Annotated in this window: 18 protein-coding genes; 11 read left to right on the top strand and 7 right to left on the bottom strand. The window is 65.1% G+C overall.

The window, feature by feature from the left end; all coding sequences use genetic code 11:
* From NED97_RS23085 to NED97_RS08925, 3 genes are all read right to left on the bottom strand, one after another.
* A complete protein-coding gene (locus tag NED97_RS23085; RefSeq protein WP_256493419.1) occupies window positions 1–135 on the bottom strand; it encodes a hypothetical protein in 135 nt (44 codons plus the stop codon).
* Between the two features lie 224 nt (window positions 136–359).
* Complete coding sequence (locus NED97_RS08930) at window positions 360–1,130, bottom strand: ZIP family metal transporter (protein WP_252490346.1); 771 nt, start codon at window positions 1,128–1,130, stop codon at window positions 360–362.
* Window positions 1,131–1,236: 106 nt separating this feature from the next.
* Window positions 1,237–2,700 (bottom strand): DEAD/DEAH box helicase, encoded by a 1,464-nt coding sequence (locus tag NED97_RS08925; RefSeq protein WP_382206426.1) that lies wholly within the window; start codon window positions 2,698–2,700, stop codon window positions 1,237–1,239.
* Between the two features lie 149 nt (window positions 2,701–2,849).
* On the opposite strand from NED97_RS08925, the gene grpE reads away from it, so the two are divergent.
* The 8 genes from grpE to NED97_RS08885 all read left to right on the top strand — a co-directional run bounded on the left by grpE (window position 2,850) and on the right by NED97_RS08885 (window position 12,034).
* Window positions 2,850–3,746 (top strand): nucleotide exchange factor GrpE, encoded by an 897-nt coding sequence (gene grpE / locus NED97_RS08920; RefSeq protein WP_252490344.1) that lies wholly within the window; start codon window positions 2,850–2,852, stop codon window positions 3,744–3,746.
* Window positions 3,747–4,247: 501 nt separating this feature from the next.
* Entirely contained in the window at window positions 4,248–6,170 is a 1,923-nt protein-coding gene (dnaK, locus tag NED97_RS08915; protein WP_252490343.1) for a molecular chaperone DnaK, read from the top strand.
* 413 nt (window positions 6,171–6,583) lie between these two features.
* Window positions 6,584–7,750, top strand: a complete 1,167-nt coding sequence (dnaJ, locus tag NED97_RS08910) for a molecular chaperone DnaJ (protein ID WP_252490342.1) — start codon at window positions 6,584–6,586, stop codon at window positions 7,748–7,750.
* Between the two features lie 116 nt (window positions 7,751–7,866).
* A complete protein-coding gene (locus tag NED97_RS08905; protein ID WP_252490341.1) occupies window positions 7,867–9,000 on the top strand; it encodes a sugar-transfer associated ATP-grasp domain-containing protein in 1,134 nt (377 codons plus the stop codon).
* 151 nt (window positions 9,001–9,151) lie between these two features.
* Complete coding sequence (locus tag NED97_RS08900; RefSeq protein ID WP_252490340.1) at window positions 9,152–9,907, top strand: acyl-CoA synthetase family protein; 756 nt, start codon at window positions 9,152–9,154, stop codon at window positions 9,905–9,907.
* Window positions 9,908–10,021: 114 nt separating this feature from the next.
* Window positions 10,022–10,594 (top strand): NAD(P)/FAD-dependent oxidoreductase, encoded by a 573-nt coding sequence (locus NED97_RS08895; RefSeq protein WP_252490339.1) that lies wholly within the window; start codon window positions 10,022–10,024, stop codon window positions 10,592–10,594.
* Between the two features lie 102 nt (window positions 10,595–10,696).
* The gene (locus NED97_RS08890) at window positions 10,697–11,206 is read left to right on the top strand and encodes a YciE/YciF ferroxidase family protein (RefSeq protein WP_252490338.1); all 510 of its coding nucleotides are present in this window, start codon (window positions 10,697–10,699) and stop codon (window positions 11,204–11,206) included.
* Window positions 11,207–11,446: 240 nt separating this feature from the next.
* A complete protein-coding gene (locus tag NED97_RS08885) occupies window positions 11,447–12,034 on the top strand; it encodes an alpha/beta fold hydrolase (protein ID WP_252490337.1) in 588 nt (195 codons plus the stop codon).
* A gap of 14 nt (window positions 12,035–12,048) precedes the next feature.
* Here NED97_RS08885 and NED97_RS08880 read toward each other — a convergent pair whose 3' ends face one another.
* Both NED97_RS08880 and NED97_RS08875 read right to left on the bottom strand, forming a co-directional pair.
* Window positions 12,049–12,324: a hypothetical protein gene (locus NED97_RS08880; protein ID WP_252490336.1), complete on the bottom strand. Its 276-nt coding sequence runs from the start codon at window positions 12,322–12,324 to the stop codon at window positions 12,049–12,051.
* 294 nt (window positions 12,325–12,618) lie between these two features.
* Window positions 12,619–13,542, bottom strand: a complete 924-nt coding sequence (locus NED97_RS08875; RefSeq protein ID WP_252490335.1) for a formyltransferase family protein — start codon at window positions 13,540–13,542, stop codon at window positions 12,619–12,621.
* A 223-nt stretch (window positions 13,543–13,765) separates the two neighbouring features.
* Between NED97_RS08875 and NED97_RS08870 the strand changes: the two genes are divergently transcribed.
* Both NED97_RS08870 and NED97_RS08865 read left to right on the top strand, forming a co-directional pair.
* Window positions 13,766–14,047: a ubiquitin-like small modifier protein 1 gene (locus tag NED97_RS08870; RefSeq protein WP_252490334.1), complete on the top strand. Its 282-nt coding sequence runs from the start codon at window positions 13,766–13,768 to the stop codon at window positions 14,045–14,047.
* 82 nt (window positions 14,048–14,129) lie between these two features.
* The gene (locus NED97_RS08865) at window positions 14,130–15,059 is read left to right on the top strand and encodes a hypothetical protein (RefSeq protein WP_252490333.1); all 930 of its coding nucleotides are present in this window, start codon (window positions 14,130–14,132) and stop codon (window positions 15,057–15,059) included.
* A 664-nt stretch (window positions 15,060–15,723) separates the two neighbouring features.
* On the opposite strand, the gene NED97_RS08860 is transcribed toward NED97_RS08865, so the two are convergent.
* Window positions 15,724–17,124 carry a S1C family serine protease gene (locus tag NED97_RS08860; RefSeq protein ID WP_252490332.1) on the bottom strand — a complete coding sequence of 467 codons (1,401 nt, stop codon included), beginning with the start codon at window positions 17,122–17,124 and terminating at the stop codon, window positions 15,724–15,726.
* 605 nt (window positions 17,125–17,729) lie between these two features.
* Here NED97_RS08860 and NED97_RS08855 point away from each other — a divergent pair.
* Window positions 17,730–18,422, top strand: coding sequence for a DUF998 domain-containing protein (locus tag NED97_RS08855; protein ID WP_252490331.1), 693 nt, complete (start codon window positions 17,730–17,732; stop codon window positions 18,420–18,422).
* On the opposite strand, the gene NED97_RS08850 is transcribed toward NED97_RS08855, so the two are convergent.
* Window positions 18,400–19,287: an alpha/beta fold hydrolase gene (locus NED97_RS08850; RefSeq protein ID WP_252490330.1), complete on the bottom strand. Its 888-nt coding sequence runs from the start codon at window positions 19,285–19,287 to the stop codon at window positions 18,400–18,402. The genes NED97_RS08855 and NED97_RS08850 overlap by 23 nt on opposite strands.
* Window positions 19,288–19,599: the final 312 nt, after the last annotated feature.

Here is a 19,599-nt window from a genome sequence, read left to right as displayed (position 1 = left end):
TTACCGCCTCCCCAGGACGGAAACGTAGCCGTCGTTCTGCGTCCGGTCGAGCCAGTACAATACGAGCGTCACGATCGGGAGGACGACCATCGCGAGGATCGCGACGGTACTCCCCGTTGAAAGTTCCAGCACCATGCGTAGTAGTGGCATAACGATATTTGATATAGTTATCGACTCGTCCGCACCTCCGACCACGTATGTTCAGTTAAGTGGCAACATTTCTGCACATTGAGTCGTTTCTGCACGCCCCGTGATTTTCGCGAGGTGCGAACGACGGGACTTCCGAACGGTCGACGATCGAAGCCGTAACCGTCGCGGCGACCGGGAGCGTCGGGCGGCTCGAGGATGCGTCCGGTGAGCTACCCTCCGAGTAACAGGATCGTGTACCCCGCCGCACCGGTCGCGAACGCCCAGAATCGGCTTCGGCGCTCGGTTGGCAGTTCTTCTTTGATCACGTTGAGGACGACGCCGCCGGACAGAAACGCGAACAGCACGCCGAGAACCAGTTCGGTTACGGTCGTCGCGTAGCCGATAGCGAGACCGAGGACCACTGCGCCCGCGAGTAGCCATCGACCGTACCGATGATACGCCCGTCCGTGATGGTCGCGAAGACCGAAGTCGTTCACCAGAAAGTGCAACGCCATTGCGACGAAAAAGAAGGTCACGCTCGCGACTCCGGGATCTTCCTGGTGGACGAGGAGATATCCCACGAGAGCGTTGTACGCCGCAAACGAAACGGTGTGAAGCCAGAAAGCCCCGTCCGTCATCGGCGTGCGTTCGACGTCGGCCGATCCGTCCTCGAGGCGCGCTTCCCTCGCGAACCGCTCGAGCCCGTAGAAGACGACGAACCCGAGGAGCGCGACGATGTAGACGTGATTCTCGATCGCGGCCAGGGGCGTGTCGCTCCCTTCGATCGCCTCCGCGGCGGCTCCGATCTCGGGAAGGACGTGGACGAACACGTACGCGACCGAGACCCCGCCCGCGAACGATAGCCACCGGCTTCGCGGAATTACATCGAGAACGCGAAGGCGGCCGGCGAACAGATGAACTGCCGCGAGTCCGACCGCGAACAGGGGGACCAGTACCGCGACGAGACCGTCCACGCCACCGCTCGTCGCCGACGAACTCATTGATAGTCACCTCGAACTCTCGCGACCGTCGGTGCCCCGACCATACGCCTCCTTCGACCAGGACCGACTTGGACCTACGCTCGCGTCGACCGCCGATTCGGCGGCCCTAGCGACGTCGCTCGGCCGTCCGCTCCTCTGCGGTCTCGCTCGCGACGACCTCGTAGAGGAGCGCTCGCCCCCCGTCCGCCTTCGGACGCAGGATCCGACCGAGTCGCTGGGTGAACTCCCGCTCGCTGCCGCTGCCCGAGAGGACGATCGCGACGTTCGCGTCGGGGACGTCGACCCCCTCGTCGAGGACGTTCGACGTTCCGGTCCGGGTGTACGTCCCCTCGCGGAAGCGATCCAGAATCTCCCGGCGTTCCGCCGCGCCAGTCTGATGGGTGATCGTCGGGACGAGAAACCGCTCGCTGACGTCGTACGCGAGGTCGTTGTACGCCGTGAAGACGATGATCCGCTCGCCGCGGTGGTCGTCGAGGATCCCCTCGAGCGCGTCGACCTTGGCCTCGCTACCGTAGGTGATCTCTCGGGCGCGCTGGCGCGCAAGCAGCGCCTTCCGGGCTTCGGGATCCGAACCCGAACGCTTGACGAGTTCCTGGTAGTCCGAACCGCTGTTGAACTGGATGTTCGATTTCGCGAGGTAGTCCGCAAAGACCTCCTGGTTGCGGTCGTACTCCTCGCGCTCGTCGGGGGTGAGCGACACCTCGAGTCGCTTCACGTCGTAGGGAGCCAGGTGTTCGCCGGCCAGTTCGTCGGGTGCGATACGGTAGCGAAGCGGGCCGACGATCTCCTCGACGACCTCGTGTGCGCCGTCAGGTCGCTCGAACGTCGCGGTGAGCCCCATTCGTGCCGGAGCGGCGAGCAGGCGGGCGATCTCGCGGTAGCCCTCGCCGCCGAGGTGGTGAACCTCGTCGAAGACGACCAGACCGAAGCGGTCGCCCACCGAGTCGGCCTTCAGGTAGGCCGAGTCGTAGGTCGACACCGTGATCGGAGCGAGTCGCTGCTCGCCGCCGCCGAAGCGTCCGATCTCGTGGCCGAACTCGCGCTCGAGTTCCCGCTGCCACTGCTCGAGCAGATCGATCGTCGGGACGACCACGATCGTCGGCACGGCGAGGCGTTCGATCGCCTTCAGCGCGATGACGGTCTTCCCGCTGCCCGTGGGGAGTTCGAGGACGCCGGCGGGAGCGCGTTCAGTAGGGGTCCCTCCGTCGCGGTCGATGTCGCTCCAGCGGTCGGTCTCGAACCACGCCGACAGCGCCTCGCGCTGGTACTCGCGGAGTTCGTACGCGGACCGAAGGTCGGAGAGGGGGGCGGCGTCGAGCACGTGGTCCTCGAACGGAACGCCGCGTCGAGAGAGGACTGCACGACAGGCGGCGTACCGAAACGCGGGCACTCGCCAGCCGTCCGTCCGCGGATCGGGGTCGAGGTCGGGAACTCGCTCTCGGATCGTCGACGCGAGTGCGGAGTCGAGACCGTCGAGGCGAACGGTCCCGTCCTCGTACCGGAGTTCGACTGCGGGTTCACCCCTCGAATCTGGCGACGTCACGCCCGGTACTCCGCGCGGGAGCCACATATACTGTCGGCTGTCGGTCGGCGGATTGGATCCTCCGGTCGATCTCGGCGACTCCCGCGAACGGTTCGCTCGAGAGAATTTCCGTCGGATCGATTCCGCAACGAGGGCGTACCTCAACCCTTTTATTACCGCTGTTCGTTGACTGGGACATGAGCGAAGACGAGGGCACGAACGCTTCCGCCCAGGGTGTCCCGTCCGAGGACCGATCCGACGACGGCGAGCCGGCCGACGTCGAGGCCGAGGGAACGACAGGGGAATCGGAGTCGGAATCAGCAGCCGAATCGACGGCCGCCGAGTCGGACGCGAGCCAGGACGACGTTCCCGAAACGAGCGAGGACGTTCAGGAACTCCTGGACCGGATCACGGAGCACGACGACGACCTCGCCCACCAGGTCAACGGGATCGTCGACGAAGCGCGACAGCTCAACGACACCGTCGCCCAGCAGCGCGAGGAACTCGAGGATCTCGACGAGCGAGTCGAGGAACAGGCCGAGACCATCGAGGAACTTCGGACCGAACTCGAGGAGTCCGAAGCGGAGGTCGACGACCTGAAGGACCGCCTCAAGCGCAAGCAGGCCGACTTCCAGAACTACAAGAAACGCGCCAAGAAGCGCCAGCAGCAGATGAAAGATCGCGCGACGGAGGACCTCGTCGAGCGACTCGTCGGCGTTCGCGACAACCTGAAACGCGCCCTCGAGGAGGAGAGCAGTGACGCCGAAAGCCTGCGCGACGGCGTCGAAATGACGCTCCGAGAGTTCGACCGCGTGCTCGAGGACGAGGACGTCTCGGAGATCACCCCCGAGCCGGGTACCGACGTCGACCCGCAGCGCCACGAAGTGATGATGCAGGTCGACAGCAGCCAACCCGAGGGGGCGGTCGCCGACGTCTACACGCCCGGCTACGAGATGGGCGAGAAGGTCATCCAGAACGCACAGGTGACCGTCTCGAACGGCAGCCTCGAGGACGAGACGCCCGACGAAGACGAAGCGTCGGAGTCGGAAAACGGATCGGCGGACGACGGAGCCGAGACAGGCGACGCCGAGTAAATTTTCGAGACGGAGTTTCCGTTCGAGGCCGCTGTCGATGCGTTCTCGTTTCTCACAGCGAGAGCGCGGTCTTCCGGCGACGTTCCGCTATAGTAGCCACTGACAGTCAGTGCACACCCGATCGCCCGACAGGAGCGCGGTTCGGAGCGAGCGAAGCAAGCGAGAACCGCGGACAGTGCGATCGGTGTGTAAATCGTTTCAGTTGGTACTATAGTATCCAGCAGGGAATGACTTCGTACAGGTACGCACGCTTGCGGTCGATCCTGACTTTACTACGACGCTGGCGTCACTGTCACCACGGCGGTGAGTGGCTACTGACCGCCGGGTCGAACTTGAGCTAGCGGGAGATCCGGATTGGAGTTTTCGTCGCCCGGTAATTGAAGGCCTACAGAATCAACGAGAGAGGATATTCGCCCCTCTCACCGCCTCATTTCTATAATACCAAGTGCGGTCGTTATCTGTGATAAGCTTTAAACCAAAGTGAGCACAACCCATCTCGTAATGGCGAGTAACAAGATTCTCGGAATCGACCTCGGAACGACGAACAGCGCGTTCGCGGTGATGGAAGGTGGCGATCCGGAGATCATCGCGAACGCCGAAGGCGAACGGACGACACCCTCCGTCGTCGCGTTCACCGACGACGACGAGCGACTCGTCGGCAAACCCGCGAAGAACCAGGCCGTCCAGAACCCCGAGCGGACGATCCAGTCTATCAAGCGCCACATGGGCGAGGACGATTACGCCGTCGAGATCGAGGGCGAGGAGTACACGCCCGAGGAGATTTCGGCGATGATCCTCCAGAAGATCAAACACGACGCCGAGGAGTACCTCGGCGACGACGTCGAGAAGGCCGTCATTACAGTTCCCGCGTACTTCAACGACAAACAGCGCCAGGCGACCAAGGACGCCGGCGAGATCGCCGGTTTCGAAGTCGAGCGCATCGTCAACGAACCCACCGCCGCGTCGATGGCCTACGGCCTCGACGACGAGTCCGACCAGACGGTGCTCGTCTACGACCTCGGTGGCGGAACCTTCGACGTCTCTCTTCTCGATCTCGGCGGCGGCGTCTACGAGGTCGTCGCGACCAACGGTGACAACGACCTCGGCGGCGACGACTGGGACGAGGCGATCATCGACTACCTCGCCGACGAGTTCGAGGCCGACCACGGCGTCGACCTCCGCGAGGACCGGCAGGCGCTCCAGCGCCTGAAGGACGCGGCCGAGGAAGCCAAGATCGAACTCTCCTCGCGCAAGGAGACCGAAATCAACCTGCCGTTCATCACGGCGACCGACGACGGCCCGATCCACCTGGAGGAGTCCATGACCCGCGCCAAGTTCGAGTCGCTAACCCAGGATCTGATCGAGCGCACCGTCGAGCCGACCGAGCAGGCGCTCGAGGACGCCGGCTACGAAAAGGACGACATCGACGAGGTCCTCCTGGTCGGTGGCTCGACTCGGATGCCCCAAGTTTCAGAGAAGGTCGAGGAGCTCACGGGTCAGGAACCCCAGAAGAACGTCAACCCCGACGAGGCCGTCGCGCTCGGTGCGGCGATCCAAGGCGGCGTCCTCGGCGGCGAAGTCGACGACATCGTGCTGCTCGACGTCACGCCGCTCTCGCTCGGTATCGAGGTCAAGGGCGGCCTCTTCGAGCGACTCATCGAGAAGAACACGACGATTCCGACCGAGGAGTCGAAGATCTTCACCACCGCGGCGGACAACCAGACTTCGGTGCAGGTCCGGGTCTTCCAGGGTGAGCGCGAGCTGGCCGAGAAGAACGAGATGCTGGGCGAGTTCCACCTGACCGGCATCCCGCCGGCCCCCGCCGGAACGCCCCAGATCGAGGTCACGTTCTCCATCGACGAGAACGGGATCGTCAACGTCTCGGCCGAGGACAAGGGCACCGGTACCAGCGAGGAGATCACCATCGAGGGCGGTGCCGGCCTCTCCGACGCCGAGATCGAGCAGATGCAGGAGGAAGCCGAACAGCACGCCGAGGAGGACGAGAAGAAGCGCCAGCGCATCGAGGCGCGCAACACCGCCGAGGCGACGATCCAGCGCGCCGAGACGCTGCTCGAGGAGAACGAGGAGCAGGTCGACGACGATCTGCGCGCGGATATCGAGGCTGCCGTCGAGGACCTCGAGGAGACGATCGACGACGACGATGCCGAGGCCGAGGACATCGAGGAAGCGACCGAGAGCCTGAGCACGGAGCTTCAGGAGATCGGCAAGCAGATGTACCAGCAGGAAGCCGGCGCCGCAGGTGCCGGCGGCGCCGCAGGCGGTGCGGCCGGTGCCGGTCCCGGCGGAATGGGCGGCATGGGCGGCGGCCCGAACCCAGGGCCGGGCGGCGCGGCTGCTGACGGCGAAGACGAGGAGTTCGTCGACGCCGACTTCGAAGACGTTGAAGAAAACGACGAAGACTGAGTCGTTTTCGTCAACTCGATGGGCGAGCGTAGCGAGTCCATCGTAGTTTCGAAAAGTTCGCTTCCGCTCACTTTTCGAAGAGGACGACGACTGAAAGGACGAGTACGAGTCCTCAACTAACCGCTGCGGTCGAGTCGCAAGCACTGCATCCGCGAGCGACCAGCGGGACTGAGCGGCCTTTTTTCATCGAAGTCCGCAAGCGCGGAGCGCTTGCGGGTCCATCAGAAATCGAAGAGTTCTGAGGTTTTTTGCGCCCAGCGCGGGACCATCGGTCCCGCGAGCCGTGCGAACGGGCACGAAGTGCCCGTGAGCAGAGAGTGGTGAGCCAGCGGAGAGAGCGAACCCGAGGCGGAAAAAGTTCGTTGGCGAACGGTCGTTTCAAGTGTCTCAACCGAGTATCGGTGGAACAACGAATGAGCGAGGACTTCTACGACGTTCTCGGCGTGAGTCGCGACGCGTCCGCCGAGGAGATCAAGCAGGCGTACCGGAAGAAGGCCACCGAGTACCATCCGGACGTCAGCGACGATCCTGACGCCGAGGAGAAATTCAAGAAGATCCAGAAGGCAAAGCAGGTCCTCACGGACGAGGAGAAACGCGACGCCTACGATCGGATGGGTCACGACCGCTACGAGCAGGCCGAAAAGCACGGCTACGACGCCGGCGACGCCGGCGCCGGCGGGATGGGCGGCGGCCCGTTCGGCGGAATGGGCGGCGGTGGCGGCATGGGCGGTGGCGGTCTCGGCGACATCTTCGAACAGGTCTTCGGCGGCGGCGGTGGCGGCCGCGGTCGACGTCGGCCGCGGAAGGGGCGCGACCTGCGAACGGGACTCGAGATCACGCTCGAGGAGGCCTACGAGGGCGTCGAGAAACAGTTCACCGTCGAGCGACCGGAGGAGTGTGAGGTCTGCGATGGCGAGGGCCACCCGCCGGAGGCGGACGCCCAGACCTGTCCGGAGTGTCAAGGTCGCGGGCAGGTGACCCAGGTCCAGCAGACGCCGCTCGGACGCGTCCAGCAGACGACCTCCTGTCCCCGCTGTGAGGGCGAGGGAACGCTGTACTCCGAAACCTGTGGCGAGTGTCACGGCGAGGGCTACGTCCGGGCCGAGGCGACGCTCACCGTCGAAGTGCCGGCGGGCATCCAGGACGGACAGACGCTCCGCATGGAGCGCGAGGGGGCGCCGAGCCCCGAGAGCGGTCCTCGCGGCGACCTGCTGATCGACGTCGCCATCGCCGAACACGAGGAGTTCGAGCGCGAGGGCGACGATCTTCGCTACCGACTCCCCATCTCGTTCCCGCAGGCGACGTTCGGAGACACGATCCAGGTGCCGACCCTCGAAGGGAGCGTCGAGTTCGAGGTTCCGGGTGGGACCCAGAGCGGCGAGACGTTCCGGCTCAAGGGGAAGGGGATGCCACGCCTTCGCGGCCGCGGACAGGGCGACCTCTACGTCAAGGTCCAGATCGTGACGCCCGACTCGCTCAACGAGGAGCAACGCGAGGCGCTCGAGGCCTTCGCCGAGGCCGGTGGCGACGAAATCGAAGTCAACGAAGGCTTCTTCGAGAAGATCAAGCGAGCGTTTTAACAACTCCCAAACAGCTCGACGCGGCGAGAACGGGGTAACGACGGACTGTTTCGATCGTGTAACCGAAGTCGCTACCCAGTGTATAAGTATATGGTAACCGCTGAAAGCTGTCCTCAATGAATATCCGCGAAGCGTATCAGACGGTGAATCGGGTACGCAACCTGGTCCGAGACGAGCGACAGGACGGACCGATGTTCGACTTCTCGTCCCGAGAGCGCCTCTGGCTCTACAGACGGCGGTTTCTGAGCAAATCGGGTGTCCTCTACGATTTCGACACCTACGAACCGACGACGTATCTCGACGATTATCAGCGGTACGTCCGCTCGGGTCGAATCAACGGCCACTGGGGTGCGCTGATCGACAACAAACTCGCCTTTCACCAGATCCTCCGCGAGTTCCCGTCCTCCCGGTCGACGGTGTACGGCCTGCTCAAGGACGGCCAGTTCCACGTGTTCGAGTCGGAGGACGACGATGTCGCGGTCGCGAGTGACGGCGGTATCGAACTCGAACGTTCCCCCGACCCTAACCCCTCGCGGCCGTCCGTGGATCCGATCGAGTGGCTCGACGACACCCTCTCGGATGGAGACCGCCTCGTGCTCAAGTGGTTTAGCGGCGGCGGCGGGAACAACGTTCACTTTCTCGAGCGGGAGGACGGGAGCTATCTGTACGACGGGGCGCCGATGAACGACGCCGAACTGGCCGAGACGCTCGCTGATCTCGAGGACTACCTCGTCTGTGAGTTCGTCGAACAGGGCGAGTACGCCGACGAGTTGTATCCCGACACGGTAAACACGATCCGGGTTCTCACGATGTACGACGAGGACGCACAGGAGGCGTTTATTCCGATCGCGGTCCAGCGGATCGGCACCAGCAACTCCGCACCCGTGGACAACTTCTCGAAGGGAGGATTGAGTGCGGAAGTCGATCGGGAGACGGGAGAACTCAGCGCCGGTGCCCACTACTACCACAAGGAGTCCGTCACCTGGCACGAAACGCATCCAGAAACCGGCGCCCGCATCGAGGGAACGGAGATTCCCGGCTGGGAGGAGATCCGCACCAAACTGCTCGAGATCGCCGACACGCTCTCGCACATGCCGTACGTCGGCTGGGACGTCGTCGTCACCGACGAAGGCGAGTTCAAGATTATCGAGGGGAACAGTCAGACCGGCGTCGCTGCGATGCAGGTTCACCGCCCGCTCTTGGCCGACGATCGGACGCGGCGATTCTATCGGAAGCACGACGTCATTTAACCCCGATTCAGCGGGATTCAGCGGCCCTGATGGGTTCGGAAACGGGAAAGAAGCCAGTAACCCGTTCAAAACGACGGCAGCGGCGAGGGGATCAGAATGTCGGTGGCGACGAACTCGGCGGACTTTTGAGTTAGTGCTCGAATCCTCTCGTATGGAGACGGTCGACAGTCTGCTGACGCGCGATCGACGCGACGACCGGACGGCGCTCGTCGACGCGACCGGCCGCGAATTCGACGTCCACTGGCTCTGTACGACCTCCTGGAAGGCCGGCAACTTCCTCCGTCACTCGGGCGTTCGAGAAGGCGTCACCGTCGGAATCGTCGGCAGCGGTCCGCTCGCGCTGCTCGCGTTTTTCGGGACGACGTTGCTCGAGGGGACCACGCGGTTCGACCCCCCGGCAGATCTGACGGGCGACACGGAGTTCCGAACGCTCGTCGCACCGACCGACGACGTCGGATCGTACGACCTGCCGCGCGGGGCACAGCGGGTCTGCTACGGCGACGAACCCGACGAACCCGGCGTCCATCACTTCGACGCCGGCCTCTGGAGCGAGAACCCGTCGTTCCCGCCGCTCTCGATATCGCCGGACACGACGCTCCTGACCGACGGCGACCGACGACTGACACACGAGGAAGCACTCGAAGCGGCCCGCGAGGTGATCGACGAGCACGGACTCGAGGAAGGAGATCGCGTCGTCGTTCGGGCACCGCTCTCGGACCCGCGAACCGTGATCGCCGGCGTGATCGCGCCGTTGCTCGCCGGGGGCGTAATCGTTCTCACCGACGGTGAACACGCGGACGCAGACGTGGTAGCCGACGATGGCGACGATGGGCGAGGCGACGTCGCCGTCTCGAGCGAGCCGGTTCTCGAACCCGGCCAGATCGACGTGAACGCCGACGATTGCTGAGACGGTCAGCCGCGTCGAACTCGCGTCGGCTGCGAGACAGGGACCGTTTTCGTTCGAGGGGTGTCCGTTCCGGCAGCAAAATTGTTTACCACGGCCCTCGTGGTGGTTCCCATCATGCCAGACGTTGCAATCGTCGGCGGCGGAACCGCCGGGTTGAGCGCAGCACTGTTCACCGCGAAGAACGGCCTCGAGACCGTCGTCTTCGACACCGACGAGACGTGGATGCACAAGGCCCACCTGTTCAACTACCTCGGCATCCGGAGCATCAGCGGCGACGAATTCTTGACCCTCGCTCGGGGACAGGTGCAGGACCGCGGCGCAGACCTGCACACGAACGAAGAAGTGACCGACGTCGAGGAGACGGCCGACGGATTCCGGATCGAGACTACGGACGGCGAGTACGAGGCGACGTACGTCGTCCTCGCGACCGGGGCGGACCGATCGACCGCGGAGGTGCTCGGCTGTGACTTCGACGACGACGACACCGTCGACGTGACCCTCAGCATGGAGACGAGCGTCGAGAACTGCTACGCGACGGGCGCGATGGTACGAGCCGAGGAGTGGCAGGCCGTCATCGCCGCCGGCGACGGCGGCGCGGCGGCGCTCGACATCCTCAGCGCCGAGAAGGGCGAGCACTTCCACGATTTCGACACGCCGGCGGACATCCCCGTGCTCGAGTCAGCGTAGCGACGGGAATCTGGTCGTTCGGATGCGGACCGAGCGATCGCCGACGTACCTGCGTGTTCGGGGGCGAGGGTTATGCACGTGGCTACTGGCGAATAGATCGAGATGAGCATCGACACACTCCACGAACTGTTCGTCCACAAGCTCCGTCAGCAGTACTACATCGAGCAGGAACTCGTCGAGACGCTCGACGAGATGTCGAGAAACACCGGAAACGATCGGATGAGCCAGGGGTTCGCCGACCACCGCGACGAAACCCGCGCCCAGGTCCAGCGGCTCGAGGACGTCTTCGCGGCTCTGGACGTTCCGCCGGAGACGCAGGAAGCGCCCATCCTCGACGCCCTCGAGGAGGAACGTCGTACCTTCGAGCGCCAGATCGAGGACGACGACCTGCTCGACATGGTCTACCTCAACGCCGGCATGATGACGGAGCGGATCGAGATGACGGCCTACGAAGGGTTATCGATGTTGGCAACCGAGCTCGAACTCTCCGACGACGCCCAGAGGCCCCTCGAGTCCAACTACGACGAGGAGAAATCGGCCTACCGCGAACTCGATACGCTGGCGACGGCCTCGGAGATGAAATCCCTGTGGGATCGGCTGACTCCGTCCTGAAACCGTTGACGGCCGGAAGCGATACCGGGGAACTCCCCGGCGGTCACCCGTACGTCAAGACCGGCAGCGGATCGCGCTCGCTCGTCATTATGCCGGGGTTCGGTGACGCGATGTTCCCCGGCAGCTATCCGCCGTTTGCGGGCATGGCGCTCGCGCCCTACGTCGCCCGCTACCTCGACGAATACGCGGTCTACCTGCTCAGTCGACCGCGGGGACTTCCGTCGGGATACGACGCCGACGATGCCGTTCGCGACCCACGCGCGGGCCCTCGAGGCGATCGGCGACTCGAGCGACGCGGTCGACGTGATCGGCATCTCGATGGGCGGGTTGATCGGACAGGCGCTCGCCCGCGAGCGGCCCGAGCTGGTCGATCGACTCGTCCTCGCGAACAGCGCCTGCCGGCTCGACGAGGACGCGCGACCGACCCTACGACAGTTCGAACGCTACGCCCGCGGGCACGACTGGGCCTCGATCCGATCGGAACTCGCCGCCGCGATGTTCTCCGACGGCCGCGCGGTGGGCTATCCCCTCGCGCTCCGGACCGCCGGCCGCGTGTTCCAGCCGCGCCCGGCGGACCCCGCTGACGTCTGGCGCTCCCTCGAGTTCATCCTCGAGTTCGACGGCTGCGACGAACTCGCGGCGATCGACCAGCCGACGCTCGTCTTCGGCGGCGAGCGCGACCCGTTCTTCACGGCGTCGCTCGCGCGGAAAACCGTCGCCGAGTTACCGAACGGAGAACTCGAACTCGTTCCGGGCGCGAAACACGGCGCGTTTCACGAGCGCAAGTGGCGGTTCGACTCGCGCGTCCGATCGTTCCTCGAACGGTGAGCGCGGTCGGACGCTCAGGAACTCCGCTCCTCGAGCCAGTCCGCGATCCGCGGCCACCCTCGTTCGTGGGCCACCTCCGCGACCGAGAGCCCGACGTGACCGGTCGGGAGTTCGATGATCGCCGTGTCGTCGCTGCTGATTCGGTCGAGGAACGGAACGCTCGCCTCCCAAGGAACGAACGCGTCTTCCTCGCCGAGGACGAGCAACACCGGCGTCTCGATCGCCGAGAGATCGACGTACCGACCGCAGAGGTGCAGATCGTTCTCGACCAGGCGGTTCCCGAGGAGCAACTCCTCGACTAACTCCCGGTACGTCGTCGCCGGGATATTCGGGCCGCCCGCGATCCACTCGAGTTTTCGCCCCTGTTGCTCGACGAACGCGTCGTCGTCCAGCCGATCCCAGAGCCGGAGGGTGACGATCCCGAAGACGATCCGACGGAAGAGGAGACGGCCGACGAGAACGAAAGCAGCGACCCCGAAGAAACGAGACCGACGAGGACGACGACGGCGAAGAGTAAGCGGACGAGAGCGACGAAAACGGCGAGGACGACGAAGACTGACGCTAGCTGCTCGGTCTCCGCGCGGTTACCGGGACGACGTCGCCGAGCCGATCGACGCCTCGGTCGACTCGCGCTTCCTTCCGAGTCGCTGTCGCGCCCGCCCGACGAGGTTCTTCAGCAGGATCCGCCCCGAGAACGACAGGCTGTATCGCTGTTTCCGGTAGTAGATCTCCCCCAACTGCTCCTCGGGGACGGTCGCCGGCTCGAACGCCGGATCGTGCAGGTTACTGATGCCTTCGGTCAGGAGATCGATCTGCAGCGTCGCGGCACGATCGAACACGTCCCACAGCGTGGCGCAGTCGTCAATGGCGGCGTCGTCGTACGCGACGATTTCGCCGCCGTCGATCGACTCGTTCAGCCGCTGGAGCGTCGCACCGCACCGTCGTCGTCCGTCGTGGAATATCGGCGGCGGGCCCATGCCGCGGTACGAGCGAATGTCGGCGGGGTGGAAGCTCAACACGCCGTGCTCCGGCGCGTCGAGGATCGGCCCTCGGATGAGTCCGAAGCCGAAGAGAACCAGAACGTCACACTCCTCCGCGACGCGGTCGACGACCTCGTCCGGAAACTCGTACCAGGCGCCGTCCGTCTGCGGATCGCACTGAATGCGATCGGCCTCGGCGAGACAGTCGACGTTCTCGACCGAGTGACGCCGCCAGAGCGGTCGCTCGCCGCCGACCAGTTTGGCGACGTTTCGCTCCGCGAGAACGAGCGACCACGCCTTCTGGTCGTTGAAGAGATCGACGAACTGCCGCACGTCGTCCAGGGAGATTCGATCGCGTGTGTTCCACGATTCGGGATCGTCGGTCTCCTTCGCCTTCTGGCCGTTGCTGACGACCAGCGAGAACGTGACGTCTCGCTCGGCCGCGAGCCGCTCGAGGGCGTGTACCTGCCACTCGTTGAGGTACGGATCGGCCAGGATGCCGACCGTCTCCGGTCCAGCTCGTGTCATACCAACGGTCATCTGAACCGTACCTCTTAGTTACCGCCTCCATTTAGTTCAGTTGCAGACGGAAACGGTAATCTCACGGCGTTCAACGATTCAAAAGTACGAACTGCCTATCACCGATAAGGAGACCCTATCTCGGGCGCTGGTAGTCCGCGCGAAGCGACGGACGCCGTCGATCGCGAGACGATCGTCGGTTACAAGATCGAGCGCAACAAAGGCTCGAGGCGTGCAAATCGAGTGTCTCTTCTTCGGTCCGTTCCGGGAGGACGTCGGCGAGAAGACGGTCCATCACGAGACGACGGCCGACACCGTCGGCGAACTGCTCCGCGAACTCGAGGCCGAGTTTCCGGCCCTCGAGGGGCGACTCGTGAGCGACGACGGAACCGGGCTCGCTGGACGGACGGTCGTCACGAAGGATACGAAGAACGTGACCCACCTCGAGGGGCTCGAGACGCCGCTGGAGGAGGAGTCGGTCGTTCGGCTGGTACCGTCGGTGTACGGCGGGTGAACGAAGAAAAAACGGCTCGCTGCGGCCGCAGGGTGGCAGCTTCGTGGACCCGATTTTTCGTCGCGCGCGACGAACCGGCAGTATGGAGACCGAATCGTTCTGGAACGATCTGCAGGAACAGTGTGAGCGTCTCGAGCGGGGTGCGGCGCTGCTGACGCCCGTCTCCGAGCGCACGTTCGGGATCGAGTCGATCGAACGCGACCGGATCGTCGTCCAGTTCGGCGACAGCGGCGAGGAACGGCCGCTCTGGCGGGAGCAGTTCGAAGTACTCCTCGAGCGGCTCGCAGACGGTTCGATCCCCGTCGACGATCTTCCGCCGGGCGTCGAACCGTACGCCAGTCTGGTGAGCCTGCTGGGCGAGTACACCGTCGAGGACGACGCGATCACGAACGATTCCGAGAGAGCCACCGTCGGCGAGAGTCCGTACCTGATTCCCGCCGCCGAGGCGCGGACGCCACCGGAACGGGTCCACGACGACGCGCTGTTGCTCGCCGACCACCTCGAGCGACTCGGTGCTGGCGATCCGGCGTCGCTGGACACCGAGTCGCTGACGGACCGGTACGTACTCCTCTCGGACGTCCAGCGCGGAGCCGACAGGCTGCGCCGCGAGGTCCGGGAGCCGCTGCTCGAGCGACTCGGTCCCGACCAGCAGCTCCACGGCCACTTCGGAAGCGTTCGCCGAACGACGCGCGAGCGGCGTCGCACGAGGGACGAGGAGGACGTGTTCGACGCCCTCGACGAGCGCGGCGTTCCGCGCGAGTGGGTACTCGGCATCGACCGGGACAAACTGGACGTCGTGCTGGCCGCGACCGACCTCGAGGCGGACGAGGTGTACGAGATCGACGAACAGGTGTACGCCCAGAAGACGACGACCGACGAGAGCGAGAAGTACTCGCGACTCGAGGGGCTCGCCAACCGGCTGGCGGAACTCGAGGGAGAGGAAGGCGAGGAACTTCGGGACGAACTGACGGAGATCGAGGATCGGCTCGAGGAAGCGCTCTCGGCGGGGTGAGTCGGGTCTCGAGCAACAGTTCGTGGCGCGTGTTCACGGTCTCATCACAGCGGATCTGCTCGATGTCGTAACCGCGGGGTTGAGAGCGACCTCGTCCCCGTCGGCGGGGAGCGGTCGCGGGAGTTTCAGCAGGTCGCCGTCCCTCACGGTCAGCAGACGATCGTCTTCGTACGTGTCGGCTCGCTCGTACCAACGTGGCGAGCCGATCACCCGTCGTAGCAGCCGAGGCCTCTCCCTCCTCGATGACCACGACCGCGGTCTCCCCGAGTTGTCCGCGATCGGCGTGAACGTGTTCGACCGCGGCGTCGTGCACCTCGGCGAGGAGGTTCCCGGAGTCGCTCACCCGATCGCCGGTCACCAGCATCGCACGGACCTCCCTCTCTCCCGCACGCTCGTCAGCATCCGATGGCGTTATCTGTCACCACACCACAATCTCGTGTAATAAATAATCGAGCCGGCGCTTCACCGGGCGTCCCGGTCCTTGCTCTCGGCGTCAGGATTCGTTCACCTATCCGTATCGTTCGAAGGTCACGCGGACCTCGTCGCTTCGACGGCGTTCCCGAGATGGCACGAATCGGTAGCAGATCCGGTGGCACGGCCTCCGTTCACGTTCGATCGACGGTCACACGGACCCTATCGGAATGCGAACCGTTCTGCGAACGCGTCAGCCGTGGGCGCCCGCCCGATCTCGGTGGTGAAACGCAGCCAGGACGCGCTCGAGGGCGTCTCGGTCGCGGTCTGCGACGAGGTGGCTGAAAACCACGATCGCGAACGACCGGTCCCGCGGCTCGGCGACGATGGTAACGATGGTCGACTGGGGATCTCCGCAGTCGGTCGCGAGTCGGGTGACGCCCGTATAGAGCCCATCGTCGTACGGGATCGGCTCGGTGGCCGTACAGTCCCGGTGCCGTAGCTCGGCCAGCGTCCAGTCGGCGTCGCGGTCGAGGGCCGCGGAACCCAGGATCCAGAGCCCCGGCGTCTCGAACGTCGTCAGGAAGCGCTCGATATCGGGGGCGGCGATCAGGCTCGGGCCGACGTCGGCCCGCCGGTAGTGGCGGTCGGTCCACTCGGCCGGCACGTCGACCCAGATCGTCCCCGTCTCGTCGGTGAGCGTCGTGTACTCCGCGTACGGTTCGTCCGAGCGTGCGAGCGCCGGGGCGGACAGTTCGATGACCGGCTCGAGTGCGCGACCGTTGAGTACGCCCTCGAGGAGTTTGCCGTCGCGGTAGACCTGGAGCGGCAGGTCGTCGGCCAGATCGCGGGCGTCCAACGCGGCACAGTACTCGCGAACGGTGCCGTCTCTTCCCACGTACGCGTTCGCGATCGCGGTGAGCACGTCGCCGGGCCGAACGCCGACGGCGCCGGCCGGACTGTCGGACTCGACCGACGACACCCGGATCCCGGCCGGACAGCGGTCGTCGGTGGGAACGGCGATGCCGTGGATGCCGATCGACGACGGAGCCGCCCCGCGACGGACCGTCTCAGCGGCTTCTCTCGCGACCGTCGCGCCGATCGCGAACCGTTCCGTCTCCTCGACCGGCGCGAACGGGTTGGTCGCCGCGTAGTTGACGCCGACGACGCGGCCGTCGGCGGTGACCAGCGGGCCGCCCGAGTTCCCGCCGAGAAGGTCGGCCGTGTGTTCGATCTCGGCGTCGACGGCGACCCAGGCGTTCGCCGTCTCGGTCGTTCCCGTGATCGTTCCCTCGGTCGGCGCGTACGAGTCGCCGTCCGGAAAGCCGAGCGCCCACACGTCGAGTCCGCGTTCGGGCTCGTCACCGTACCACGCGAGGGGCGTGTACCCCTCGCCCGCGAGCTCGAGCACCGCCAGGTCGGCACACTCAGCGGTGCCGAGTACGGCCGCGTCGGGCGACGTCCGCGCTCGGCCGACGGAAACGTCGAGCGAGTCGACGCCGGTCACGACGTGGCTGTTCGTCACGACGATGCCCGACGGATCGATCACGAAGCCGGACCCGGTAGCCGGGATCGGTTCGTCGCCGTCCGCCGCACCCGTTCGTTCCGTTCCGATCCGCACGACCGCCTCTCGAGCCTCGTCGACGCTCGTCACTACCCGTCCGTCGCTCTCACTCCCGGATACCGTCCGGTCGGCCTCGGTTTCGTCGGCGAGCCGGCTATCTGTCGCCTCGAGACTGGTAGCGGCGACGATGGCACCACCGACAGCGAGCCGCCTCAGTACGCGTCGCCGAGAGCTCGCAGCGGCATCGTGCCCGTCCGACGGCGTCCGATCGGGTTGGCCTGCGTCGATCATTCTCCCGGTTTCGGTCATCGGTCTCGCATCCCGAATTCACCGCTCGCGTTCGAATTCGGTTCACACGGCGGGTGTCGGTTCCATCCCCAGTGCGACTAACGGACCCCACGGGTACGGAAGTAATTTCGGGGTGTCTCAAAGGCGGCTCGTTACCACGCACCTCGAACCGTGTCCGACCGTTCGTCCCCTGCAACATCGTCAGGCGGTGCCGATCTGTCGGGAGGTAGTTTGATCTCACTCTCGCACGTACTGGTACCGCGTCACGCATCCGGCAGGCGTACTGCTACTGTCGGCCAGGGGCGCGAAAATCGGGTGAAAACCGTGACACGAACGGGGAGACTCACGAGGGGGCGAAGCGGACTGGAAAATGCCCGCGAGGGGACCGTTCGTCGGGGGAGCGATCGATGACGAGCGAACCTGAAAAACCGAAGAAACCCGTCGGTGGGAGCATCCGAACCGTCGATCTATCGACCGACCCCGCACAACGAGTACTGGCGCTGTGTGGGATGGTCGCACCGGCATCGATACTGCTTTCGGCACTCGTTCTCGCGATGCTGACGCCGAATTACAGCCACGCGGCGAACACGCTCAGCGAACTCGGCGCGCAGGGCGCGCCGTACGCCACGTATTTTAATGCGGTGATGATCGTCGCCGGGCTTCTCATCGTCGCGTTCGCCGTCGGACTGCACCGAGACATCGGTGGCGGCAACGGATCGACGAAGGGGCCCGGCCTCGTCGCGGCGTTTGGACTGTTCGCGACGGTCGGAACCGGTGCAACGCCCCTCGATCTAGAGTCGACGGCCCCCATCAACCTGATTCACATCGGCTTCGTGCTGATCGGGTTCCTCTCGCTCGCAGCCGGAATGTACGTCGTTTCGTTCAGAATGGCGACCGATTCCCGGTGGGACGGGTACGCCCGGATCACCCGGTGGTGGAGCGTCCTGCTTCTACTGCTATTCTCGGGCTGGTTCGTCGCTCTGTTCGCCGTCCCGCTCGAGCCGGGTGAATCCCCGAACGGCGCACTCCAACGTCCCTTCGTCGTCTGGACGCTGCTCTGGATAGAACTGACGGCGATCAAGCTGTTCTCCCGTCGGTGAATTCGACGAGGAGGGCGTTCAGTTCGGCCGGCCTGTCGAGCATCATCCAGTGGCCGGCACCGGTGAGCTTCTCGTAGCGCCACGGACCATCGACCTTCTCCTCGGAGCCAATCATGTGGTCCTCGGTGAGCGCGAAGTCGCCGTCGCTCCAGACGCCGAGCACCGGGCGGGTCACGTTCGGATAGTCCGCGCCGCGCTCCGACGGCGGGCGAGGGGTGAAGTTCGCCCGGTACCAGTTGAGCCCCGCCGTGAGCGCTCCCGGCCGGGAGAGGTCCTCGAGGTAGCGCTCCTGGTCGCCCTGTTCCCGCGTCCACTCGCGGAACAACCGCCAGTCGTCGTGTCGCAGCCACGCTTCGGCGACCCCCTCGAACAGGAAGAAGTACGCGTACCAGAAGCGCTCGCGCTGTTCGATCGTCCGGGATCGCGAGTTGCCCGGCGCCCCGACCGACAGCGCGACCAGCCGCTCGACGAACTCCGGCCGGGTGGCCGCCAGCAGCCACGCGACGTCCGATCCCCAGTCGTGGCCGACGAGCCTGACGGTCTCGAGGTCCAGTTCGACCGCGATATCCGTGATATCGTCGAGAACGTCGGGCAGCGCGTACGCCTCGACCGCTTCGGGCTTCGGCGCGTCGCCGAACCCCCGCAGATCCGGCGCGATCACTCGAAATCCGGCGTCGGCCAGCGCGGGCGCCTGGTACCGCCAGAGGTACCGAGAGTCCGGAAACCCGTGAAGTAGGAGAACGGCCGGGCCTTCCCCGTGATCGAGGACGGGGAACTGACCGCTGTCGATTTCGACGGTCCACGTGGCACCCTCGACATCGATTGCCGGAACGCCATTCTGCGAAGGGGATTCCGAAGCTGCCATGCTGATTACCCGATCGAGCTACCGATACTCTCTGCTGACGGTGCGTCTGCCGTGAGTCGAATCACGTCGACAAACTATGCTAACTGGCCACATAGAGTCATCTCCTGCAGAACTCCCATCGGCTGAAAATCCGCGCGGTCTGGAGCGGTAGCGCGACGGATCGTGAGTCGATCGGTCGATGATCGATGCGCTTGCGGGATTATACTGCCGGACAACACTATTCACACATCGATTGCGCTCGAACGGTCGTCGCCGCCGGCGACGATCCGTGAGACGCGACCGAGTGTTCACTGACGTTTGTTCGACAGTATT

It is taken from the genome of Natronococcus sp. CG52 (assembly GCF_023913515.1).
Taxonomy (GTDB): domain Archaea; phylum Halobacteriota; class Halobacteria; order Halobacteriales; family Natrialbaceae; genus Natronococcus; species Natronococcus zhouii.
The sequence above is the reverse complement of the archived record's forward strand: the minus strand, read 5'-3'. Positions and strand labels throughout refer to the sequence as shown.